Below are 25,648 nucleotides of genomic sequence, written 5' to 3'. Positions count from 1 at the left end.
GCGGTTTAATAAATTTTTAGAACCAAAATCCAACGCTGATGAATGTAAATCCTTTAGTCAACTCCGGTGACCAAGAATATTTTACTTCCACTGGTCCGATAACTGATTCTAAAGCATATCCAATTGCGTAGCCGTTATAAGTTGGTTTCGAAAGCCAATTGCCGGTTCTGAATAAATCATCTTCTACATTGGCAAAGTTGGCTGCAAAGTTGATGTGGTTTTTTTTGAAAAATTCGTAATCAAAAGTAATGCATGATTTAATATAACTATCGGCAGAAAGGCTTAAAAAATCATACCCATAAAAGTGTTTAAAGTTATTGATAGTGTTATAGCCATAACCGCCTAATACAAAGTCGAAAAAGTGAACACTGTCATTTCCAAAGACAAACCCTAAATCAGACTGCAATTTGATAGTCGCTTTTTTGTAAAATGTTTTTACAATTCCAATTTCTCCTTTTGCTATTGAATACCGATTAAAATCTCCGGTATAATCAGATGAATATAAAAATGATTGAATATCACCAGAAAAAAACCACCCTTTTTTAGGGAAAAGTTTGTTGTCAAATGAATCATATTTCACATACCCGAAAACACTGGCATAAGAACTTTTTTCAAAGGTTGGGTTAACTTCGCTTAAATTATCGGATCTGATTTTCAAATATTTCCATTCTACTCCGGCACCAATTAAAAATTTTTGAATAAAAACCGTTTGCATGTAGGCTTGATTCGTCAAATCTGAGAAATCCATGTTGATGCTGTTTAAGCCCAATTGGTCCAAAATTTGATTATCTCTGAAATCAGTAGCGACATTTCGATTGAATTGATTGTATCTCGACTTGAGACCAAAACTCCAATAAAAACCATTGTCAATATAGTAATCCAGATTGTATCGAATATTATCGCCTAGTCCGACATCTAGGGAAACAACATCATTTTTAAAGAGGGATTTTTTCTGAGTAATATTAGCCAAAAGGGCACTTTTATACAAGCCATCGTAATGCAAACCAAATTTTAAAAAAGTTTTGGTCGCATTTTCTGTCAGGCTCAATTTTAACTCATCGGCGCCTTGATAGGGTTCTATAGTGTAACTAATTCTACTGAAGTTTTGCGTGGCATTAATATTATTGATACCCGTTTTCAAATCGTTATAGCTGATTTTTTTTCCGTTTTTAAAACGCAGTTTTCCTAAAATGTAGGCTCGGGTATAATTGTCAAGTCTGTTGAGGCTGATGCTTTTGATAAACAATGTATCTTTGTTTATAGTATGATTATTCAATTTGTAATTACTGTCTTGAGGAATCAATTGTTTTATTTTGTCTATCTCGAGTAAGGCTGCTAATTCTCCGCGTTTGATGATTTCTTTTCCTTGGTCAAACGAAATTACACCATAATTCGAGATGTCGGGTTTGATGTAGATATCAGTAATCATTTTTTTGTCATTCATGCTTTTAATCATATCCAAATTGGTGATTTGCACTAAAATTCGGGTAGCGTCTTTCAACGCATCGCGATTTTTTAAATCGTCTTGAACATCAACGCCAATGATAATATCGGCGCCCATTTTCCGAACTTCTTCCGCCGGATAATTATTAACAACACCGCCATCAATTAGGATTCTGCCGTCTATTTCTACCGGGGAAAATAATGAAGGGAAAGCCGAACTGGCTAATAAGGCTTGCGCCAAATAACCATCCCGTAATATTATCGCTTGTCCTGTTTCAATGTCTGTGGCCACACACAAAAAAGGAATGGGCAATTTGCTGAAATCCCTAACATGTCTTACTTTGTGAGTCAGTTTTGACAACAAATTGTAGTTGTACATACCTTTGGAAAGCGCAATCGGAATTCCGATTTTAAATTTGTGAAACGGTAAGGAAATGGCATACATCTCATCATTTCGTTTTTCGTAAAAACTTTTGGAAGAGCGAGGAATATAATCTTGAAGCAATTCATCGAAATCAGTATTGTAAAAAATGGAATCAATTTGTGTAGCGCTGTAACCCGAAGCATATAATCCTCCAACTACCGCGCCCATGCTGGTTCCGCCAATGTAATCGATTTTTATGCCGTTTTCCTCCAATACTTTTAAAACACCTATGTGAGCAAATCCTTTGGCGCCACCACCACTAAGTACTAATCCGATTTTAGGTCTTATGGTCTTGGTGGAATCTTGTGCCACAACCACTTGAAGAAGAAAGAGTCCAACAAGAAGCAGTATAGTTTTTTTCATAAATTGAGACTAGGATTTACCAATGTTGTAAAATTCGGAAATTTTTTTGGCTTTTGAAGCACCAACCACCTCAGATATTTCTTTTTCGGTAGCCAATTTTAATCTTTTAACACTTTTGAAATGTTTTATTAACGTTAACATGGTTTTTTCTCCAATGCCCGGAATGGTTTCAATGGTCGTTTGTAAAGCCGATTTACTGCGTTTGTCCCGATGGTGTGTAATCCCAAAACGATGTGCTTCGTTACGTAAATGTTGGATAATTTTCAATGTTTCTGATTTTTTGTCCAAATATAATGGCACCGAATCTCCCGGATAAAACAACTCTTCCAATCTTTTGGCAATGCCAATGATGGCTATTTTACCACGCAATCCTAGATCGTCTATACTTTTTAATGCTGAAGACAATTGGCCTTTGCCACCGTCAATAATGATGAGTTGCGGTAACGGTTGGTTTTCGTCCAGCAAACGTTTGTATCTTCGGTAAACGACTTCCTCCATTGAGGCAAAATCATTCGGACCTTCGACGGTTTTGATGTTGAAATGGCGGTAGTCTTTTTTGCTGGGTTTTCCATCTTTAAAAACCACACAAGCCGAAACCGGATTGGTTCCCTGAATGTTGGAATTATCAAAACATTCTATATGTCGAGGTTCTGTCGAAAGCCGTAAATCCTTTTGCATTTGTGCCATGATTCGGTTCGTATGCCTTTCCGGATCTACAATTTGGATTTGTTTGAGTTGTTCCAGCCTTTGGTATTTTGCATTGCGCTGCGACAGTTCTAAGATTTGTTTTTTGTCGCCGAGTTGTGGTACAGTAACTTTTATTTTATCACCAAAGTCTAATTCGAACGGCAAAATAATTTCTTTGGTTATTAAATGAAAACGCTCTCTCAACTCAACAACGGCAAGTTCTAACAACTCTTCATCGGTTTCGTCGAGCTTCTTTTTAATTTCCATTGTATGGGAGCGAATAATGGCGCCGTGTGAAATTTGAAGAAAGTTGACATAAGCCATCGTTTCATCGGAAACAATCGAAAACACATCTATATTTGAAATTTTCGGATTTAAAATCGTGGAGCGTGATTGGTAATTCTCGAGCACCTCTATTTTTTCTTTGATTTTCTGTGCGGCTTCGAATTTCATTTCGGCAGCCAATTCCTGCATCAGTTTTTTAAAATCACGCAAACTGTCTTTGAAATTACCTTTTAGGATTTCGCGAATGGCATCTACTTGCTTTTGGTAATGTTCTAAAGGTTCATAACCTTCACACGGACCTTTACAATTCCCAATATGGTATTCTAAACACACTTTGTATTTGCCCGATTTGATATTGGCTTCGCTCAAATCATAATTGCAAGTCCGCAACGGATATAACTCTTTTATTAAATCTAAAATGGTGTTCACCGTCTTGAAATTGGTATACGGACCAAAATATTCCGAGCCGTCTTTCACCATTCTTCGCGTTGGGAATATCCTTGAAAACGGTTCTTTTTTGATGCAAATCCACGGGTAAGTTTTGTCGTCTTTGAGCAAAACATTGTAGCGCGGTTGTAGTTTTTTGATGAGGTTGTTTTCCAATAAAAGCGCATCGGCTTCAGAGGAAACGACAATGTGTTTAATTTCGACTATCTTCTTGACTAACACATTCGTTTTAGCGTTATCATGAAGTTTATTGAAGTAGGAAGTGACTCTTTTTTTAAGATTTTTGGCTTTACCAACGTATAGAATTTTTCCTTCTTTATCATAATATTGATAAACCCCCGGATTCTCGGGCAAGGTCTGCAATTGTAATTCTATAGAAGGAATTTCCATAAAAACAAAGTTAACGGAAATCTGCATAAATGCAAGAGTGGAAAAGCCTAACATTTATCATGTTTTTTCCCTAGTCAAATCTTTAGTTTTGACAAAAATATTAGGGATGAAATTCTGGAAAAAACTCACCAACGACCGAAGAAAAGATTGTATAGAAAAGATATTGCGGGCTAATGTCAATTTTTCAAAAGACATTTCCTTAGGTTATCCTGCGTCAAAATTGGACAGCAAAGTTTTTAATGATGATGCACCATTCTTAAAAGACGCGCCTATTTTGCAAACTTATGTGGCGAATCCGAATAACATTGGTTGTCACACTTTTGGGACTTCAGAGAAAGCCTTTAACGGAACGCATGATATAGAACGGGAAGTGTTAAACGTTATAGCCGTTGATATTTTCAAGGCCGAAGTCGGTTCTTTTGATGGTTATATTTCACCGGGTGGTACTGAAGCCAATATCCAAGCCATTTGGATGTTCCGCAATTATTTTATGAATAATTTTGATGCCAAGGGAGAAGAAATTGCTATTATAGCCTCAGAAGACACGCATTATTCGATTCCCAAAGCGTCTAATTTGTTACAACTTGATTGGCTTAAAATTCCCGTTGATTTTGATACAAGAGCTATTGATAAAAAGCAGTTGGAACTCATCATTATCGATGCGCAAAAAAAAGGCAAGAAATATTTTATTGCAGTTGCTAATATGGGAACAACGATGTTTGGCTCTGTAGACAATCCTAAAGATTACATCGAAATTTTAGAAAAGCAGCAGTTACAGTATAAATTGCATATTGACGGTGCTTACGGCGGTTTTGTTTATCCTTTTAGTAACCAAGAATCGGAGATTAATTTCAGCAATCCGAAGATTAGTTCTATCACCATTGATGCGCATAAAATGTTGCAAGCACCTTATGGAACCGGTGTTTTTATTTGTCGGAAAGGCTATATTGAAAACGTATTAACCAAAGAAGCGGAGTATGTTGAAGGTATGGATTTAACCCTATGCGGCAGTCGAAGTGGAGCCAATGCCGTGGCGGTTTGGATGATATTATTTACTTACGGACCCAACGGTTGGTTTGAAAAAGTAAGCGTATTGCAAATGCGAACCCAGTTTTTGTGCAACCAATTGGATGCAATGAATATTCAGTATTTCCGTGAACCATTTATGAATATTGTAACCATTAAAGCAGAGTACATCCATGAAAAAATTGCCGAGAAATACGATTTGGTACCACAACAACATGACGGAAACAACAAGTGGTACAAAATTGTGCTCATGGATCACGTAGAAGTAGAACATTTGACTACTTTTATGGAAGATTTGATGGCTATTAATTATGCTTAAAAAAGACTTACGCAAAAAGTATAAAGAATTGCGCAGCACACTTAGTGAAGAGCAAATAGAAGATAAAAGTTTGGCGATAGCCAATCGTTTGTTACAAGTAGGTATTTGGGATAATACTTATTTTCATTTGTTTCTCACTATAGAAGAGCAAAAGGAAGTCGACACCGAGTTTGTGTTGCAAATCTTAGCCGGAAAAGACAAAGAAATTGTAGTGGCCAAAAGTAATTTTGAAACCCTCGAAATGACCCATTATTTGCTTACGGACAACACTAAGTTCCAAAAAAGTGACTATAATATCTATGAACCCGTTGACGGATTAGAAGTGCCGACTTCAAAAATAGACGTGGTTTTTGTGCCGCTTTTGACCTATGATGTAAAGGGAAATCGTGTAGGTTATGGGAAAGGTTTCTACGACAACTTTTTGTCGAAATGCAAAGCAGATGTAATCAAAATAGGATTGTCATTCTTTGAACCCGAAGAAAGCATAGAAGATGTTTCTCCAACAGATATTCGTTTGGATTATTGCGTAACGCCTATGACTCTTTATAGTTTTCGATAGCCGTTTTTTTAGCGAAAGCCTTCTTGTTAAACACAATTAAAATACCAACACCGGTTGAAATTGCCATATCGGCTATGTTGAAAATGGCATTAAAGAATTTGAAAGGTTGCCCGCCCCAAATAGGTAACCATTCCGGAAAGTGTCCTTCTACAATCGGGAAGTAAAGCATGTCAACTACTTTACCATGAAACCAAGTGCCATAAGGTTGGTCAGAGAACATAGTTGATAAGTGGCCGTAGCTATCATCAAAGATAACCCCGTAGAAAACAGAATCGATAATGTTTCCGGCAGCACCGGCAAAGATCAAAGCAATCGCCACCATTAAATATCTGGAACTGTGTTTGGTACTGGCATCATAAAGCCAATAACCAATTCCGAAAACGGCTAAGATTCTGAAAAGCGTTAAAAATAGTTTGCCGTATTCTCCGGGTATTTTTGTTCCCCATGCCATCCCTTCGTTTTCAATCAGCAATATTTTAAACCAATTGGCAACATCAATTTGACCCGCTTCTCCATAAACAAAATTGGTTTTGATATAAATCTTGGTAAATTGATCAATCAATAAAATGATAGCGATGATTAAAATGGAATTGCGTAATGACATTTTTCGGGTTTTATTGGCGCAAAAATAACAATATTATTATACAAAAAACATAATATTTTCTTAGTTATAAATCTCATTCTATACATTTTACAAATGGTAACTAAAGAATGGTTAATTTTACCAAGACAAGCAACCAATTCTGTTTTTGTGTATCCACAAGAAAACAGTAACCAATAAAAAACAGTATTATGAAAAAAAATTATTTACTCCTCGTTTTTGCTTTTGCAATTTTAGCGGTCTCTTGTGAAAATGATGACAATTCTGATTTGGTAAAATTTGCAGTGCCAACCATAAAATCTTTAGCCCAAATCAGAGCTGATGTTTCAGTTTCTGCGGCAAGACAAACCCAATCTGACGGAAAAATTTATGTAACCGAGGACTATCTTTTTTACATTGCCCAAGAATCTGGGGTTCATGTTTTTAACAACACCAATCCGGCTTCACCGGTGAATATTGCTTTTATCAATTTGGAAGGCGTTCACGATATTTCGGTAAAAGGAAATTATCTTTATGCAGACAATTTTGTGGATTTATTGGTTTTTGATATTTCTAATATTCAAAACATCATTTTGGTTAGAACTATTGAAAACAGTATTGCGTTTTCCCCGATTTATCCTCAAGAAGCTGAATTTTATGATTATACCGTAAATCCAACAGGAGACGAAATCATTATTGGATTTGACATTCAAATGAGGAACAGACCGGAAGGTGAATTTATAACTTTCTCTAACGATGCTTTGGCTTCTTTTGAAAGTTCAAGTGGCGGTAATATTGGTACCGGCGGTTCTTATGCTCGTTTTCAAATCAATGGCAACGCACTTTACACAATAGACACTTATAAATTGAATGTTTTCAATATTGCTAATCCTGTTAATGCCTTTTTTGACAAAGAAGTTTATATGACGCAATGGTTTGGCGGCGGCGTGTTTGAGACTTTATTCATCCAAAAAGAAATATTATTTGTTGGCTCTACAACCGGAATGTATACTGTTGATGCACAAGATGAATTTAATCCCTTTTTTGTCTCCGGATTTTCGCATGCTACGGCTTGTGATCCTGTAGTGGTTTATGGAAATACAGCTTATATTACCGTTCGTGGCGGTACCACTTGTGGCGCTATTGAAGACCAAATTAATGTGATTGATGTAACAGATATTGGCAATCCATCTTTACTTTCGACATATTTTCTCGACGAACCTTATGGTTTAGGGATTAAAAATGGCGTTTTGTATGTCGGTTGCGGTGACAATGGACTGAAAGTTTTTAACGCTAATAATAGTGCAAATCTGACTTTAGAAAACACTTATCCGATTAATGTAAAAGATATCATTCCGTTAGACAGTCACTTGATTGTGGTGGGCAATAATCAAATTATACAATACAATTACGGACCGAATTTCACTTTAACACCAATAAGCGAAATTAACTTATAATTAAAAAGCCTCTCGTTTCAAAAACGAGAGGCTTTTTTTATTTAGTAAAGTACAATCTATATTATCGTTGTAAATTTTTAGCTTCTATACTCATAGTGGCATGAGGAACTATTTTTAGCCTTTCTTTAGAAATTAATTTACCGGTTACTTTGCAAACACCATAAGTTTTGTTTTCCACACGGAAAAGCGCATTTTTTAAATCGCGGATAAACTTCTCCTGACGAATCGCAAGTTGAGAATTTGCTTCTTTAGACATGGTTTCGCTTCCTTCTTCGAAGGCTTTAAACGTTGGCGACGTATCATCGGTACCATTGTTTAAATCGTTCATATAGGCGCTTTTTATCAAGTCTAAATCGGCTTTGGCTTTATCAATTTTCGCTAAAATAATTTCTTTGAACTCGGCTAAATCAGCATCTGAGTATCTTAATTTTTCTTCTACCATAATCTTTCTTAATTATTTAGAAATTAATATTCGTGTTTTTATCTCATCGAATTCTATCTCAGTACCATCGGAAACTTCATTTTCTAAAACTAAGGTTTCGGTTAAGGTTTCTGATTTGATATAGTTTTCGTTTTCTTGTATGGCTTTCGCCAATATATCATTATGTTGTAAATGAACTTTTATTTTATCGGTTACTTCAAATCCACTGTCTTTTCTTAGGTTTTGGATTCGGTTGACCAATTCTCTGGCAATACCTTCATTTTTCAATTCTTCCGTTAGCGTAATATCCAGAGCAACAGTTATGCCATTGGCATTGGCCACCAACCAACCCGGAATATCTTGCGAAGAAATCTCGACATCTTCTAAGGATAAAATTATACTTTTTCCTGAAATAACAAGCGTTAGCTCACCTTTGGCATCTAGCTCGTTGATTTGCTCCGCTGTAAAGCTTTGTATCTCTTTGGAAATCAGCCCCATGTCTTTTCCAAAACGAGGTCCGAGTGTTTTAAAATTCGGCTTAATTTGCTTCACCAAAACGCCTGAGGCATCGTCTAAAAGTTCGATTTCTTTGACGTTTACTTCGGCTTTTATCAGGTCGGAAACCGCCTCGATTTCAGCACGTTGATGCTCGTCAAGTATTGGTATCATTACCTTTTGCAACGGTTGACGCACCTTGATCATCTCCTTTTTACGGAGCGATAAAACCAATGAAGAAACCGTCTGTGCTTTCATCATTTTACTCTCTAACGATTTATCAACAAAGTTTTCAACCGAAACCGGGAATTTTGCCAAATGTACGGACTCAAATTCCTCTGTATGTGTAGCCTGCGTTAAGTCTCTGTAAAGTTTGTCCATAAAGAACGGAGCAATCGGCGCTGATAGTTTGGCTACGTTTAACAAACAAGTATAAAGCGTTTGGTAAGCCGCAATTTTATCGGTGCCGTATTCGCCTTTCCAGAATCTTCTTCGGCACAAACGAACATACCAGTTGCTCAAATTTTCCTGAACGAAATCAGAAATTGCTCTGGCTGCTCTGGTTGGTTCGTAATCGGCGTAAGCTTCATCTACGACTTTAATTAAAGTATGCAATTCGGATAAAATCCAACGATCGATTTCCGGTCTTTCGTTTAACGGAATTTCTGCTTCCGCGTATTTGAATCCGTCGATGTTCGCATACAAACTAAAGAACGAATAAGTATTATAAAGGGTTCCGAAGAATTTACGACGCACTTCGGCCACACCTTCAATGTCAAATTTTAAGTTGTCCCATGGATTCGCATTGGCAATCATGTACCAACGTGTGGCATCCGGACCGTATTCTGCTAATGTGGTGAATGGATCAACGGCATTGCCTAAACGTTTGGACATTTTTTGTCCGTTTTTGTCTAAAACCAAACCGTTTGACACCACATTTTTATAGGCAATTTTATCAAAAACCAGCGTTCCGATAGCGTGTAAAGTATAGAACCAACCACGGGTTTGGTCAACACCTTCGGCTATGAAATCGGCCGGAAAGTCTTTGTTTTCGTCAATCTTATCTTTGTTTTCAAATGGATAATGCCACTGTGCATATGGCATTGCGCCCGAATCGAACCAAACATCAATCAAATCGCTTTCTCGTTTCATTGGTTTGCCTGATGGAGAAACTAAGGTGATATTGTCGACCACATTTTTGTGTAAATCCACCAAATCATAATTTTCCTCGCTCATGTTGCCTACCTCAAAACCTTTGAAAGGATTTACGGTTTCTACACCGGCTTGGATTGCTTTTTCTATGGCGTTATACAGTTCTTCCACCGAACCAATCAATACTTCTTCTTGTTTGTCTTCGGTTCTCCAAATTGGCAACGGAATGCCCCAATATCTGGAACGCGACAAGTTCCAATCATTGGCATTTTTCAACCAGTTTCCGAAACGACCTTCGCCGGTGGCTTTTGGCTTCCAGTTGATGGTATCGTTTAAGTCAAACATTCTATCCTTAACGTCGGTTACTTTGATGAACCAAGAATCTAACGGATAATATAATAACGGCTCGTCTGTTCTCCAACTGTGCGGATAACTGTGAACGTATTTTTCAACCTTAAAGGCTTTATTTTCTTCTTTCAATTGAATGGCAATTTCCACATCGGCTGAACGTTCCGGAGCTTCATTAGCATCGTAATATTCGTTCTTTACATATTTGCCTGAGTAATCGCCCAAACCTTGGATGAATTTCCCTTGTAAATCTACCAATGGTACAGGATTTCCGATTTCGTCTAAAACCAACATTGGCGGTACTTCCGGTGTAGCTTCTTTAGCAACTTTAGCATCATCGGCACCAAAAGTCGGCGCGGTGTGTACAATTCCGGTTCCGTCTTCGGTAGTTACGAAATCACCTAAAATTACCCTAAAAGCATTTTCAGCATTTTGATAAGGCAATACCAATGGCATCAACTGTTCGTAACGGATATCGACTAAATCTTTTCCTTTTGCTTCAGTTAAAATTTGGTACGGGATTTTTTTGTCTTCTGCTTTGTAATTGGCAAAATCAGCATCGCTTTCCGCCAAAACAAATTTTCCGGCGAATTGTTTCCCGACTAAGTTTTTGGCCAAAATCACGTTAACCGGTTCGAAAGTGTATTGGTTAAACGTTTTCACCAAAACATAATCGATTTTTGGTCCGACCGTCAACGCGGTGTTACTTGGCAACGTCCATGGTGTGGTCGTCCAAGCTAGTATGTGAATATCACCAAATCCTTGAAGGAAAGAAGGCAATGTTTCCGGTTTTGTTTTGAATTGTGCTACAACCGTGGTGTCCGTTACATCTCTATAACTTCCCGGTTGGTTTACTTCGTGTGATGATAAACCTGTTCCCGCTTTTGGAGAATACGGTTGGATGGTGTAGCCTTTGTATAGCAAACCTTTATCATAGATTTGTTTCAATAGCCACCAAACGCTTTCCATGTATTTGGATTTGTAAGTCACATACGGATCTTCCATATCCACCCAATACCCCATTTTTTCGGTTAGGTCATTCCAAACATCGGTGTAGCGCATAACGGTTCTTTTACACGCTTCGTTGTATTCTTCGATGGAAATGGTTTTCCCGATGTCTTCTTTGGTGATGCCTAATTCTTTTTCGGTGCCTAATTCAACAGGCAATCCGTGAGTGTCCCAACCCGCTTTACGCTTTACTTGGAACCCTTTTTGGGTTTTATAACGACAAAAAATATCTTTAATCGCACGTGCCATTACGTGGTGAATTCCGGGCAAACCATTTGCGGATGGCGGTCCTTCGAAAAACACATAAGGCGTGGCACCTTCACGGGAAGTTACACTTTGCTCAAAGACGTTATTTTTTTTCCAAAAATCAAGAACTTCCGAGGCTACGGTAGGCAAGTCAAGTCCTTTGTATTCAGTAAACTTAGTACTCATTTTTGTCATTTTCTTAAATCAGGTTGCGAAAGTAAGGAATTTTGAATAAATGAGAGAAAAGAAGCAAGAAAAAAGAGGGAAGAGAAGTGTTTTTTATGAATAATTAAAAACAGCCTTTATTTTTGAAATATTAAGCAAAAACTTCCTTCAAAACTTCCAGAGATTTGGGTTTTTTGAAACCGTCCAGATGAATCGTGTAGTAATCAAGTAGGATTTTGAGCAGTATTTGGCGTTCGATACCGGCGAAAACCTTTTGGTTGCTATCAAATTTTAGTTCAATTAGTTTTTTGAACAGATGGGTTTCGTGTTCGCTAAGACAACCGGTTCCTAAAAAAGGGGTAAAGAAGCCATCTTTCATTTCGAAATGTTTTCCGTCAATTTCAGAAATATCGGGATAAAATCCCAAGAACTTGGTTACTTCCAATAGTAAAATCAGATGAAAATTAGACGTTTCTTCGTGATTGTCGAGCCAAAGTAGAGCCGATTCTAAAAAGTGAAATAAGTTTTCATTTTTCTCTTCTTCTTGGATGCTGTGATGTAGCATTTCGGAGAGAAAAATGACAATGGTGCTTTTGATAACATCGGTATTTATCGAATGATAAGCGGTAGAAAGTTTGATTTCTTTAAAATGTTCTAAAGTGCCTTTGTTCTTGTGATTGGCTTCAATTTCAAGTATCGTTAAGGGTTGGAAATAAGCAATTTTTTGGTTGGATTTTTTACTCGAAAAGGCGCTTTGTACAAAATAACTTTTTAAGCCATCACTCAGCGTAAAGCATTTCACTATCAGGCTTTTTTCCTGATATTTTAGGGATGAAATTACGATAGCTTTGGTTTTGACTAACATTAGTTAATTACGAATTTAGAATTACGAATTACGAATTAATAACTCGTAATTCATAATTCGTAATTTATCTTATTATCATTACTTTTTTAACGGCTGTTTCCGAAGCATCTTCGGCAGCGATAAAAATCATATAAACACCTGAAGCGACTTTGTATTTGCCAAAAGCGGTGGTGTCCCATTCTACGGTTCCGCCTTCAGAAGTAGTTTCATATACTAAGTTTCCTTCAATGTCGGTGATTTTGATATTGGCTTTTGAAATCAGTCCGGCTATTTTAACCGTTCCGACGAATTCTGGGCGAACCGGATTTGGATATACATACACCTCTTGTAAGTTATCTGCCGGTTTAGTTGAAGTCCCTTGAAAAGAGACTAAGCCTTTGTCAGTAGCAAAGAAAACCTCACCGGTTTCGGCATTGATTTCAACATCATTAACCACATTGCTTGGAAGAGGCGAATTGTCTTTAGTAAAATGGTAGATGGTTTCCTGACCATTAGGGGAAAAAAGAAACACGCCGGAATCGGCAGTGGAAATCCATTTTTCATTAGAGCCATTCACGGCTATATCGGTAATGAATTGTTCGAATAAAAGTTCTTGGGCTAAATCATCTTCCAGTATAATGATGGCATTGGCTCTCATTTGGTCCGTGTTGTTATAGCTGCTGGTACTTGGTAATACTCGTAGTCCTTTGTTGGTTCCAATCCATACTTGGTTTCGGTTGTCTATGGCAATAGCACGAACATCTTTGGAAGGAAGGTTTCCGGTATCGGCACCATCGGTTATTTTTTTGAAAATATTGGTATTTTCATTGAATGCCATAACCCCGTCAAGTGAAGAAGCTATCCATTTAGTACCACTATTGTCTATTACAATTTTGTTCAAATTACTTGGGATGTAATTGTCTAAAATGTCATCCATATCATAGGATTGCCATTGGCCAGTTGTTCTAAGTACTTTTAATCCGTTTTTAATCTTACTATTGGTTACCCAAAGATTTCCTTGTCGGTCAAAGGCGGTACCGTTAATTCTGACACTGGTATTGACACCGGTTCCTAAAGATTCTAATCCACTATTGGTGTGGTCGAAAAGGGTGGTTGGTACATCATTTTCTAATTTAAGCAGACCACTGTGGTAGGAACTCACGTATACTTGGGTTTCATCATTTGGGTTGACAGTAATCTTTGATAAAGCTTTGGCCTCAAGAACATCTGAATAGGGAATATTTAACCATCCATTTTCATTGTATTTGCTAATGCCCAATTCCGTAAGAGAGAAGCCAATGTATCGATAGGGATCATAACTGATGTCATAGCCGCCATAAACAGCCCACAAATTAGCTGAACTGCTATTGATAGCAAACATATTGTTTTTTATGGGGCCATTGGGCATTATAAAGTCGAAGGTAGTTGGTGCAGTGATGGTGGAAGCTAAAACACCATTTTCAGCAGTTCCTATATAAATAGTTTGGTTGATTACTGTACCGCAAGTAAAAGTTACCGGTGCTGCTGTCACTTGAGCGCTTTGTATGTTGGCCACCTGATTAAGCGTTTGATTAAAAACAAGCATGCGATTTGTAGCCGTAACGGTCAGATAATCACCATAACTTCTAATTTCTTTGGCAATTTGCCCTAGACCACCAATAGGTTCAAAATAAAAACCGTTGTACTTATAAACATTGCCGTCTAAATTAGCCCCTATTAATTGGTTATTAAAGTTTACCAAGCCATTCCAAAAACCGCCGTCAAAAAGTACCCATTGAGCAAAATCATTTAGGTTTGGATTGGATAACGAGGCTTTTCTGATACCAATAAATTGAGTGACTGCGTAAATTTCCCCGTTAAAAACAGCCGTTTGAAATATTTTTATTTCTGCGCCGTTGGGGCCAATAAAATAGGTGTCGCCAAATTCTAAAGTGGCCAATTTGTATTGTACAATTCCGAAATCACAAGAGACATAAACTATGCCGTCATGTTCCATAAAGTGGTTTATCTTTTTTATATTGGCCGGAATGTTTTTGTTGATGATGTCTACTACATTTAACATACTTCCGTCAGCCTCGTTAATGACGATCATCAATCCGTTTTCGTAACCTACTATAGTCTTGTTGAAAGTATCGCTATGGTATAGCGCAGAAATGGTTTGACCCGAAAGTCCGTCGACTGAATTAATGGTTTGGATATCGTTGGATAAATTATTCTTGATAAACAAGGCATTTTCAGCTGCGGCATAAATTTTATTGGTCGATTCAGATAAGGCTTTAATTTGGTTGTATGAAAAATAGCCTTTCCAATTTTGGTTTTGTTGAGAAAAGCCAATTTGGAAAACAAGTAGTAGTAAAAATAGTAGGCCTTTTTTCATTTGAGAACAATTAGCATGCAAATATAGTATAAACGCAAAAAATATTGTTTTGGTATTTACCCATAAAAAAAATGCCCTCATAAAAGAGAGCATTTTTCAGGTTCTTGGTTGGTTGTAATTATACGATACCTTGTGCTAACATAGCTTCAGCCACTTTTACGAAACCGGCAACATTGGCTCCTTTTACGTAATCGGTATAGCCATTAGCATCGGTTCCATATTTCACACAAGCGGCGTGAATGTTGGCCATAATATCTTTTAATCGTTGGTCTACTTCTTCAGAAGTCCAGCTTAAACGCAAAGAGTTTTGCGACATTTCAAGTCCGGAAGTTGCCACACCACCGGCGTTTGATGCTTTTCCTGGAGCGAAAAGAATTTTGGCATTTAAAAATACTTCAATCGCTTCTGGCGTAGAAGGCATGTTTGCCCCTTCGGCCACACAAATACAGCCGTTAGCTACTAATGTTTTAGCTTCGTCACCGTTTAATTCGTTTTGGGTTGCGCAAGGTAAAGCAATATCACATTTAACTTCCCAAGGACGTTTTCCGGCTACGAATTTAGCGTTCGGATATTTGGCCACATAATCAGAAATTCTTCCGTAGTTCACGTTTTTGATTTCCATGATGTAGGCTAGTTTTTCGGCGTCAATACCATCAGCGTCTACAATATATCCTGAAGAGTCAGAAGCAGTAACAACTTTTCCTCCTAATTGGGTTGCTTTTTGAATAGCGTATTGCGCTACGTTTCCTGAACCGGAAACTACTACCGTTTTTCCGGAGAAACTATCTCCTTTGGTAGCCAACATGTTTTGAGCGAAATATACATCGCCGTAACCGGTTGCTTCCGGACGAATTAATGAACCTCCAAAAGAAATTCCTTTTCCGGTTAATACGCCGGTGAATTCATTTCTTAATCTTTTATATTGTCCGAACATATACCCTACTTCTCTTCCGCCAACACCAATATCACCTGCCGGAACGTCGGTATCAGCACCGATGTGTTTGGACAATTCCGTCATGAAAGATTGACAAAATCTCATTATTTCATTGTCTGATTTTCCTTTTGGATCAAAATCGGCACCACCTTTTCCACCGCCCATTGGCAAAGTAGTTAAACTATTTTTGAAAGTTTGTTCAAAAGCTAAGAATTTTAGGATACTTAAATTTACTGACGGATGGAATCGAATTCCACCTTTATAAGGCCCGATAGCAGAGTTCATTTGAATTCTGTAACCGCGATTTACCTGAGTATTTCCTGCATCATCAATCCAAGTTACGCGAAACATAATTACTCTTTCCGGCTCAACCATTCTTTCCAAAAGCATTTTGTTTTGGTATTTTTTATTTTGTTCAATAAAAGGAATTACAGTTTCTGCAACTTCTTTGACTGCTTGCATAAATTCAGGCTCATTGGCGTTTCTTTTAGCCACCAATTCGATAAAATCGTTAATACTTTTTGACATAAAATATACTATTTAATTTTTTTAAGAAAACGTTTTCGTAAAATCGCACAAATATACATTTTATTAAAAATATGATTGTGCTTTTTTTTAAATTCTCAAAATTTTTATGTTTATGGTAAGGAATTTTAAAGAAGATTGTAGTAAATGTTGTGTTTTAAAACTTTTATTGCTTTTTTTCGCACAGAAGACAACAAATTTTTATTTTATTTTATAACTGAATGATGTTTTTATATATTTGTCGATAATTGAACACTTTAGTATGCAAATGCCCAAAAAATTTATCATATCCACAATGTTGTTATTTGCCTTTGCGAATAGCACTTTTGCTCAATTTGGTTTTTCCCATGAAATAGGTGCGATTGTCGGTCCGGTTGCCTTTCAATCAGATTATGGACAGCGTTATGATTTTGCCACCAATGCCGGTAATACGGGTTATGGAATAGGAATCATACATTATTTAAATTTCTCCTATAGAGCAGAATGTAATTGTTATACCCCTGAAACTTATTTTAACGACCATTTCAAACTAAGAAGTGAATTGTCTTACAATAAAACTGAATTGCAACATTTTGGGAAATGGGTTGATAAAAGCAGAACATCGTTATTCGCCGATCAGTTGAGAGCCATGAGAGGAAGTACGGCTGTAACTAATGTTGGGATGCAATTAGAATTTTTTCCTTTAAGTATAAGAGATTTTTCTTCTACTATTGGGGCATGGGCACCATTTATCAGTATGGGTGGTCAATTTAGTTTTTATGATCCTGAGGTTTATTCGACTCTTGGCCCTTTAAATACTCCGATTTCTACTCCTATAAAATATTATGATGCCACCACCAATCAAGGAGGAACAGTTTGGTCAATTGTTGGAAGTATAGGAACGCGTTATAAATTAACAGAACTTTCTGATTTAATGATTGATTTGCGTTGGCAATATTATTTTTCTAATTGGGTTGATGGTTTAAATCCTGATCCCGCTGTTTATATAGAAAACAGAGCAAACGATTGGAACGTTTGGTTAAATTTTGGGTATATTTATTATTTGCAATAATAATTATTCATCAACCGCATCTTTATAATCAGGATATAGAAATTTGTTGTAAGGAAAACGAGTGATATGAATTTCTCTAACGGCTTCATAAACCCTCTCTCTAAATTCTTCAAAATTTTCTTTTTTTGTTGCAGAAATAAACAAAGCATTTTTAGCGCCGACATTACTCATCCAAGTGGTTTTCCATTCTTCAAGAGTATAATGTTTTGTGGTTTTTTCGGTCATTAAATCGTCTTCTTCGATAACTAAGTGTTTGTAAGCATCAATTTTGTTAAAAACCATTATGGTGGGTTTACCATTGCTTTTGATGTCTTGCAGAATTTGGTTAACAGAATTAATGTGCTCTTCAAAATCAGGATGAGAAATATCAACTACATGCAATAACAAATCAGCTTCACGAACTTCGTCGAGTGTGCTTTTAAATGAGTCTACCAATTGGGTAGGCAGTTTTCTAATAAAACCAACAGTATCTGAAAGTAAAAAGGGCAAGTTTTTAATCACAACTTTACGAACAGTAGTGTCAAGCGTTGCAAATAATTTATTTTCTACAAAGACTTCGCTTTTGCTGATGACATTCATCAAAGTAGATTTTCCAACATTCGTATAACCAACTAATGCTACCCGAACCATTGCGCCACGATTGCTTCTTTGCACCGACATTTGTTTGTCGATAGTTTTAATTTTGTCTTTTAGCAGTGCAATACGGTCACGAACAATCCTTCTGTCAGTTTCAATCTCGGTTTCTCCCGGTCCGCGAAGTCCAATTCCTCCTTTTTGACGTTCTAAGTGTGTCCACATTCCTGAAAGACGTGGCAATAAATATTGGCATTGGGCCAATTCTACTTGTGTTCTTGCATAAGAGGTTTCCGCTCTTTGGGCAAAAATGTCTAAAATCAAATTGGTTCGATCTAAAATCTTACAATCTAAAATCTTGGATATGTTTTTTTGTTGGGAAGGGGATAATTCATCGTCAAAGATTACGGTTGAAATGTTATTTTCCTTTATAAATAGGTTTATTTCCTCCATCTTTCCGGTACCTAAAAAAGTTTTTGGATTAGGCCTCTCCAGTTTTTGAGAAAAGCGTTTGATTACTTCTCCTCCAGCAGTAAAGGTTAGGAACTCTAGTTCATCCAAATATTCATTTAACTTTTCTTCACTTTGATTTTGAGTGATAATCCCAACTATTACGGTGCGTTCAAAATTTATTACTTCTTTTTCTAACATTAGGTCCTATTTAAGATACAAAAATAGTGATAAGTAATTTAAGTTCCGTTACATTTTCTTTACCAAATCATAATACTAAATTCAATTATTTTACCAAAAAAAATATAAATGTTATTTTTTTCATAATTTTTACTAAATTTGGAACTCAAAATCCAAAAAAAACTCAATAACAACTAAATTTTCATTTCATGAAGAAAATTACATTATTAATTTTGTTGGCATTCTTCACTATTTCTGGCTATGCTCAATTTACGCCAGTAACTGTTGAAGGATTTGAGTCAACAACAGGTCCTGTGGTCTTACCCGGAACGACTTGGACATTAGCAACAGGAAACTGGGCTGTTTTTGACAACGGTGTAGGAACCGGTCAAAGATGGGGAATTAACAGTACTGTTAACGATCCTCCTATTGTTTATCAGGGAACAAATGCTGCATACATCAACAGAGAAACCATGAATATTGGGGATATCTCTGAGGACTTTTTGGCCACTCCTTTGGTTAATATTCCAACGAATGGTCAATTGCGTTTTTTTACACGTTCATTTGCCTCAGGAAACCAAGGAACTGTTTATCAAATTAGAGTTGCGCCTGCTTCGGCATCGCAAACCAATCCTGCTGCATATACCGTAATTCAAGAATGGACGGAAGCTGATTTAACTACTACTTTCAATATTTACGAAGAAAAGGTTGTTAGTATTCCTGCTGTTTATCACAACCAACAAATTTATGTTTCCTTTGTGAAGGTACACAATCAGCAAGTAGCTGGTGTAGCAGGATCTGGAGATCGTTGGTTAGTTGATAATGTAAGCATTCTTGAACAATGTTTAGACCCAACAACATTAGCTGCTGGTGGGATCACTCAAACGTCAGCCAATTTAAGCTGGGGAAATCCAAGTGGGGCAACCTCATGGGAAATAGAAGTATTGCCAGTTGCCGGTACTCCAACCGGTGTAGGTGTAATCTATAATGGAGCTTTACCATATGTTGCTACAGCAACAGCTACAGGAACTTTGTTTACACCAAGTACGGCCTATAAATATTACGTTAGAGCAAGATGTACTAATGGGGCTAACAGTAATTGGGTCGGACCATTTAACTTTTCAACGACGTCGCCGGGATTCAGTTGTGCCGCACCAATAGTTATTCCTGCATTACCTTACAATACAACTGATACAACTGCAAATTATGGAGATGCTGCTCCACTGGAAGGCACGCCTGGAGGCGCTGCTGGTTGTGGCTCTGCTAACAATTATTTGAACGGGAATGATGTTGTTTACTCTTACACTGCTGCTACTTCGGGGGTTATTAATGTAACTATGACGCCTACGGGTACTTTTTCGGGAGTTTTTGCTTACGCAAGTTGTGCAGATATCGGAATTAACTGTTTAGCGGGTGTTGCTAATGGTGGAACAACAGTAAGAACTTTTGATTTGCCGGTAGTTGCCGGTTCAACTTATTATATAGTAATTTCTACTTGGGCGGCTCCTCAAACGACTGCTTATACTTTAACAATACAAACTGTAAACTGTCCACCTCCAACCACATTGGCTGTAGGTAGTTTAACTCAAACTTCTGCCAATTTAACTTGGGCTAATCCAGGAGGCGCTACATCATGGGAATATGATATTCAACCAGTGGCTGCTCCAATACCTACTGGTGCTGGAGTACAGACAAGTAGTAATGTGTTAAATCCAGTAGGTGGTCTTACAGTTAATACTACTTATAGATTTTACGTAAGAGCAGATTGTGGTAATGGAACATTCAGTGCATGGGCAGGTCCTTTTGTGTTTAATACTTTATGTGACACATTTACTGTTCCGTTTCAAGAAGGTTTTAATACAGGATCACCAACTGAAAACTGTTGGACTGTTTTAAATGTGAATGCTGATACAGATTCATGGAATATGAATTATGCTACAGCTCCTTTTGAAGGAGATCAATGTGCAAACATTAATACAGATTTTAACTCAGGTGCAAATAATGACTGGTTAATATCTCCTCAAATTGTCTTAACAGGAAACCAAAGACTAAAATTTCATTACAGAGTTCAATCTGCAGGTGAACCAAATGATTTTAGAGTGATGTTGTCCACTAACGGACCAACTCCTGCTGATTTTACTACTACTTTAATTCCACTGGCTTCTTATAACAATACCACTTATGTGCAAAGAATTGTAAGTTTAGTAGGGTATACCGGACCGGTTAATATTGCATGGCATGTCCCTGCCGGAGGTTTGGACGGATGGAGAATCTATATAGATAATGTAATCATAGAAGATTTACCAACTTGTCCTGAGCCAACCTTGTTGACTTCATCGGATGTTTTATCAACTTCTGCTACAATCAGTTGGGTTAACGGAAATACAGAGACTGCTTGGCAAGTATTAGCTTTGCCAACCGGTTCTCCTGCACCAACAGCCGGTTCTACAGGATTTATTGATATAACTGGCGGAAGTCCTTACACTTTAACTAATTTATCTCCTGCCACTTGTTATGATATATATATAAGAGCGGTATGTCCCGGTAATGATCTTAGTCCTTGGACTGGTCCGGCTACTTTCTGTACTCAAGTTGCTCCACCGGTATGTGGTGGAACTTTTACAGATCCCGGAGGGCCTGGTGCAAACTACGCAAATGGTGAAGATTCTACGGTAACAATTTGTCCGCCACCCGGTCAAGTGGTAACGGTTACTTTCTCTGCTTTTGATACTGAAAATAACTGGGATGCTTTGTACGTTTTTGACGGACCTGGTATCACTTCACCTCAAATTGCCAGCACCAATGGTGCAGGTAATGTGCCAGGTGGATTACCTGGGGGATATTGGGGAACTACTATTCCCGGACCATTTACTGCATCCGGCATAGATGGATGTTTGACTTTCAGATTCAGAAGCGATGGTTCTGTTAACAGAGCTGGTTGGGTTGCAAGTGTTACTTGTGGAGCCGCACCAAACTGTCCAAAACCAACAGCCTTAACGGCAACAAATATTACAACAACTTCTGCATCATTAGGATGGACAGAGTTGAATCCACTAGTGACTTCTTGGGATATTATCATCGTGCCATTAGGATCACCGGTGCCACTTCCAACTGATCCTGGATTCTTTACAGTGTCCGCTAATCCGGCTCTTGTAACCGGATTAAATCCTGGAACACAATATACTTTTTATGTAAGATCTAATTGTCCAGACGAAGGAGAAAGTGCTTTGTCTAATGGATTTAACTTTAATACTTTATTGTCTAATGACAATTGTGATGGAGCTATCTTTGCCCCGGTAAACGGTTCAGCAGTTTGTCAACAAGTAACACCGGGATCAATAGCTGGTGCCACTGCATCGCCATTACCTGCCATTGCTCCTTGTATAGGAACAGCTGATGATGATGTTTGGTTTCAATTCATTGCCACTAATCCATATTTAAATGTTGCTTTACAAAATGTTGTTGGAACTAGTACCAATTTAAATTTTGCTGTTTACTCAGGACAATGTGGTACTTTGACTCAATTCTTTTGTAGTGCAGCCAATGCTTTGGCAGGAGTATTAAATGATTTGACAGTAGGGAATACCTACTACATAAGAGTTTACTCAAATTCTGCTACGGCTCAATCTACTACATTTAATTTATGTATATCAACCCCTTCCACCTGTCCTACAGCTTCAACAGTTTGTAGTTTAACAAACTATGCCAATACAACAGGTGTTACTAGTTTAGGGACTATTGGTTGTTTATTTACTTCACCAAACCCGGCTTATTTTACTATTCAAGTCGCTACATCGGGACCAATCAATTTCTTGTTGACGCAATCATCAACCATTGGTGGTGCTCCTAATATTGATGTTGACTATGCAGCATGGGGACCATTTACCAGTCAGGAAGCGGCTTGTACTTTTATTGGTACTTCAGCACCATTTGCGCCTCCTGGAATTGGAGTTCCGGTGACCCAACAAACAGGTTGTAGTTATTCTGCTGCACCTACTGAGAATTTTAATATAACCAACGCAGTTGCAGGGCAATATTATATAGTATTAATTACTAATTTCTCTAATCAAGCGGGTTACATCAACCTAACGCAAACGAATGCATCTACTCCTGGAGCAGGATCAACACTTTGTTGTCCAGATGCTAACTTTAGTTACTCACCGGTTTCTTACTGTAAAGAATTGGGAGCACCTAATCCTATCCCGGTTATTGCAGCTAGTTCTGTAGCAGGGGTGTTCTCATCGACAATTGTTCCTGGATTAGTTTTTGTTAATACAGCAACCGGAGAAATTGATCTTCAAGCGAGTGCACCAGGTAATTATGTAATTACTAACACAGTGGCGGCAACAGTAAGTTGTGGTGAAAAAATTAAAACTTTCACTATCAATATTACTGAGCCAACAGCTGCTACTATAGCTTATTCGGCAGCCTCTTTTTGTAAAAGCATTACAGCTTTACAAAATGTTACATTTACAGGTTCTGTAGGAGGTTCTTATTCGGCAAGTCCTAATGGTGGATTATACATTGACGCCAATACAGGGGCTATTAATCCTAGTTTGAGTGCTCCAGGAGTATACACAGTTACATATGCTTTACCAGGTGCTGGTGTATGTGTAACTAGTAATCCAACTGCAGTAGTTGAAATTATTGCTTCACCATTAATAGTTCAACCGGCTCCTGTTTCGGTTTGTAATACATACACATTACCTGCTTTAACTGTTGGTAACTATTTTGCACAATCAGGAGGTATTTCTCCTATAGATAGTAACATTCCAATTTCTACATCACAAACGGTTTATATTTATGCAGCGAATGGTAATTGTACAGATGAAAAGTCATTTACAGTCACTATTAATTCTGCAACAGCTCCAACGCTTAATGTTACTCAGCCAACTTGTGCTGTTCAGACCGGTACAATTGAAGTGACAGCTCCAATAGGCGCTCCAACCGGTTTGCCTTCTAATTTGTTTATTTCTGAAGTTACAGATGCTACTACTGGTGCATTAACGTACATAGAGATTTATAATGGAACAGGAAATGCAATAGACTTAAGCAATTACAAGTTGAGAACATTTAACAATGGTTTGACAACAGTAACATCCTCTTGTGATAATGTGTTGTCAGGTATTTTAAATACCAATAGCACCTTCGTAGTTGCTGTTGGAAGTGCTACTAACCAAGGTAGTGTTGTGCCAAATCTTGTTTTTGATTTGTGTACCGGAGTTAATAATGATGACAACATAAGATTGTCTACTTTAGCCAATGTTGACATCGACGTTTGGGGAAGAATAGATGGTACTTCATTCACACCGCTTAATCAACCGGGTTATACGTACAGAAGAAACAATACAGCAACGGTTCCTAGTACAACGTGGAATGCTGCTGATTGGACAACAACTGATCCAGAGGATTATACTAATATAGGAAGCTATTCTTTGCCTACCTCAGGATACCAGTATAGTCTTGATAACGGAACATTCCAATCTAGTACTACTTTCAGTAATGTTGCTCCAGGTGACCATACTGTTACGGTACTTGATTTAGCTACTGGATGTTTATCGCTACCAGTTACTGTTACTTTGACCATAGTGACACAGAATTCACCAGTAACAACGTTTAGTTATCCAACTACTCCTGTTTGTCAAAATGGAACAACTAATCCTGTCCCTGATACATCAGCAGCTGGGTTTACTACTGGTGGTACTTTTACTTCAACAGCTGGTTTAGATATTAATCCATCTACAGGTGTCATTAACTTAGCCAATTCAACTGCGGCAACTTATGTAGTTACTTATGCTGTAGCGGATAATCCGTTAACTTGTACACAAGCAGGAAGTTCAACATTTACCATTGTAATTAATCCGGTGATTACTCCTGTTACAGGATTTACTTATACGACACCGGTTTGTAAAAATGGAACAAATCCAACGCCTACAACGGCAACTGGTTTTACTTCTGGAGGAACTTTTTCTTCAACGACAGGTTTAGATATTAATGCAACTACCGGAGTTATTAATTTAGCTAATTCAACAGCAGGCACTTACACTGTGACTTACATTGTGAATGCTGATTCAAGCCCGACAGTTTGTCAAATAGCCGGAAGTTCTACTTTTGAGATTACAATAAATCCTGTAATTACTCCTGATACAACTTTCAGTTATACATCACCGGTTTGTAATAGTGATCCAAATCTTACTCCTATAACCGGAGTTGGATTTACAGCAGGTGGAGTTTATTCTTCAACAGCCGGACTTAATATCAATGGCACTACTGGTGAAATCACGCTACCAAGTACACCGGGAACTTATACAGTAACTTACACAGTAGCGGCTAATGCATCAACCTGTCAAGTGGCAAGTTCAAGTACGGCACAAGTTGTTATTGCTGCACCGGTCGAAATTAGTGTGACTGGTGATTGTGAGGGTGTAGAGTTTGTATTGACGGTTTCTGCAACTCAAGGGGCATTTGATTCAAATGTAACTTACACTTGGGAAAATAGTTCAGGTGCAAATGTTGGAAATACGCAAAACATTGTTGTTACGCAACCGGATACTTACACGGTTACAGTTACTTCTAACGGATGTCCAAGTTCTAGTTCTATTATCGTAGATGCCATTACTTGTGTAATTCAAAAAGGTATTTCTGCCAACAATGATGGATTAAATGATTCATTCGATCTTAGAGGATTTAATGTGAAAAATTTATCCATTTTCAACAGATATGGTATGAAAGTATATAGCAAAGGCAATTATACTGACCAATGGAAAGGACAATCTGATGATGGTGATGAACTTCCTGATGGAACTTATTATTTCGTTATTGAAAGAGATAATGGGGAGAACAGAACAGGTTGGATTTACATCAACAGAGCACAATAGGACAATATCAATTTGCATTCA

General features: G+C 37.6%; 14 protein-coding genes. 5 read left to right on the top strand and 9 right to left on the bottom strand.

Annotation, left to right across the window (positions count from 1 at the left end; translation table 11 throughout):
- Window positions 1–16: 16 nt before the first annotated feature.
- Both ICG50_RS00750 and uvrC read right to left on the bottom strand, forming a co-directional pair.
- Window positions 17–2,230, bottom strand: coding sequence for a patatin-like phospholipase family protein (locus tag ICG50_RS00750; protein WP_187659001.1), 2,214 nt, complete (start codon window positions 2,228–2,230; stop codon window positions 17–19).
- 9 nt (window positions 2,231–2,239) lie between these two features.
- Window positions 2,240–4,039 carry an excinuclease ABC subunit UvrC gene (uvrC, locus tag ICG50_RS00745; protein ID WP_187659000.1) on the bottom strand — a complete coding sequence of 600 codons (1,800 nt, stop codon included), beginning with the start codon at window positions 4,037–4,039 and terminating at the stop codon, window positions 2,240–2,242.
- 106 nt (window positions 4,040–4,145) lie between these two features.
- Here uvrC and ICG50_RS00740 point away from each other — a divergent pair, with 106 nt between their 5' ends.
- Together ICG50_RS00740 and ICG50_RS00735 are read left to right on the top strand one after the other, a co-directional pair.
- Window positions 4,146–5,384 carry a pyridoxal-dependent decarboxylase gene (locus tag ICG50_RS00740; RefSeq protein WP_187658999.1) on the top strand — a complete coding sequence of 413 codons (1,239 nt, stop codon included), beginning with the start codon at window positions 4,146–4,148 and terminating at the stop codon, window positions 5,382–5,384.
- Window positions 5,377–5,943, top strand: coding sequence for a 5-formyltetrahydrofolate cyclo-ligase (locus ICG50_RS00735; RefSeq protein ID WP_187658998.1), 567 nt, complete (start codon window positions 5,377–5,379; stop codon window positions 5,941–5,943). Before ICG50_RS00740 ends, ICG50_RS00735 begins: the two co-directional genes overlap by 8 nt.
- Here the strand turns inward: ICG50_RS00735 and ICG50_RS00730 are convergent.
- On the bottom strand, window positions 5,918–6,547 hold the full coding sequence (locus ICG50_RS00730) for a lipoprotein signal peptidase (RefSeq protein ID WP_187658997.1): 630 nt from the start codon (window positions 6,545–6,547) through the stop codon (window positions 5,918–5,920). The two genes, ICG50_RS00735 and ICG50_RS00730, sit on opposite strands and share 26 nt — an antisense overlap.
- Window positions 6,548–6,735: 188 nt before the next feature.
- Between ICG50_RS00730 and ICG50_RS00725 the strand changes: the two genes are divergently transcribed.
- Complete coding sequence (locus tag ICG50_RS00725) at window positions 6,736–7,980, top strand: LVIVD repeat-containing protein (protein WP_187658996.1); 1,245 nt, start codon at window positions 6,736–6,738, stop codon at window positions 7,978–7,980.
- 61 nt (window positions 7,981–8,041) lie between these two features.
- Here the strand turns inward: ICG50_RS00725 and ICG50_RS00720 are convergent, their stop codons facing one another.
- From ICG50_RS00720 to gdhA, 5 genes are all read right to left on the bottom strand, one after another.
- On the bottom strand, window positions 8,042–8,422 hold the full coding sequence (locus ICG50_RS00720; RefSeq protein ID WP_187658995.1) for a TraR/DksA family transcriptional regulator: 381 nt from the start codon (window positions 8,420–8,422) through the stop codon (window positions 8,042–8,044).
- A gap of 12 nt (window positions 8,423–8,434) precedes the next feature.
- Window positions 8,435–11,836, bottom strand: coding sequence for an isoleucine--tRNA ligase (ileS, locus tag ICG50_RS00715; protein ID WP_187658994.1), 3,402 nt, complete (start codon window positions 11,834–11,836; stop codon window positions 8,435–8,437).
- A gap of 130 nt (window positions 11,837–11,966) precedes the next feature.
- A complete protein-coding gene (recO, locus tag ICG50_RS00710) occupies window positions 11,967–12,680 on the bottom strand; it encodes a DNA repair protein RecO (protein ID WP_187658993.1) in 714 nt (237 codons plus the stop codon).
- Between the two features lie 64 nt (window positions 12,681–12,744).
- Window positions 12,745–15,036 carry a type IX secretion system anionic LPS delivery protein PorZ gene (porZ, locus tag ICG50_RS00705; RefSeq protein WP_187658992.1) on the bottom strand — a complete coding sequence of 764 codons (2,292 nt, stop codon included), beginning with the start codon at window positions 15,034–15,036 and terminating at the stop codon, window positions 12,745–12,747.
- 118 nt (window positions 15,037–15,154) lie between these two features.
- Window positions 15,155–16,498 carry an NADP-specific glutamate dehydrogenase gene (gene gdhA / locus ICG50_RS00700; RefSeq protein ID WP_187658991.1) on the bottom strand — a complete coding sequence of 448 codons (1,344 nt, stop codon included), beginning with the start codon at window positions 16,496–16,498 and terminating at the stop codon, window positions 15,155–15,157.
- A gap of 265 nt (window positions 16,499–16,763) precedes the next feature.
- Between gdhA and ICG50_RS00695 the strand changes: the two genes are divergently transcribed.
- Entirely contained in the window at window positions 16,764–17,546 is a 783-nt protein-coding gene (locus ICG50_RS00695) for a THC0290_0291 family protein (RefSeq protein WP_187658990.1), read from the top strand.
- A 3-nt stretch (window positions 17,547–17,549) separates the two neighbouring features.
- Here ICG50_RS00695 and hflX read toward each other — a convergent pair whose 3' ends face one another.
- Window positions 17,550–18,770 (bottom strand): GTPase HflX, encoded by a 1,221-nt coding sequence (gene hflX, locus ICG50_RS00690; RefSeq protein ID WP_187658989.1) that lies wholly within the window; start codon window positions 18,768–18,770, stop codon window positions 17,550–17,552.
- 188 nt (window positions 18,771–18,958) lie between these two features.
- Between hflX and ICG50_RS00685 the strand changes: the two genes are divergently transcribed.
- A complete protein-coding gene (locus ICG50_RS00685) occupies window positions 18,959–25,627 on the top strand; it encodes a choice-of-anchor J domain-containing protein (RefSeq protein WP_187658988.1) in 6,669 nt (2,222 codons plus the stop codon).
- The last annotated feature ends 21 nt before the right edge of the window (window positions 25,628–25,648 follow it).

This window comes from Flavobacterium buctense (assembly GCF_014486695.1).
GTDB classification, from domain to species: Bacteria; Bacteroidota; Bacteroidia; order Flavobacteriales; family Flavobacteriaceae; genus Flavobacterium; species Flavobacterium buctense.
The sequence above is the reverse complement of the archived record's forward strand: the minus strand, read 5'-3'. Positions and strand labels throughout refer to the sequence as shown.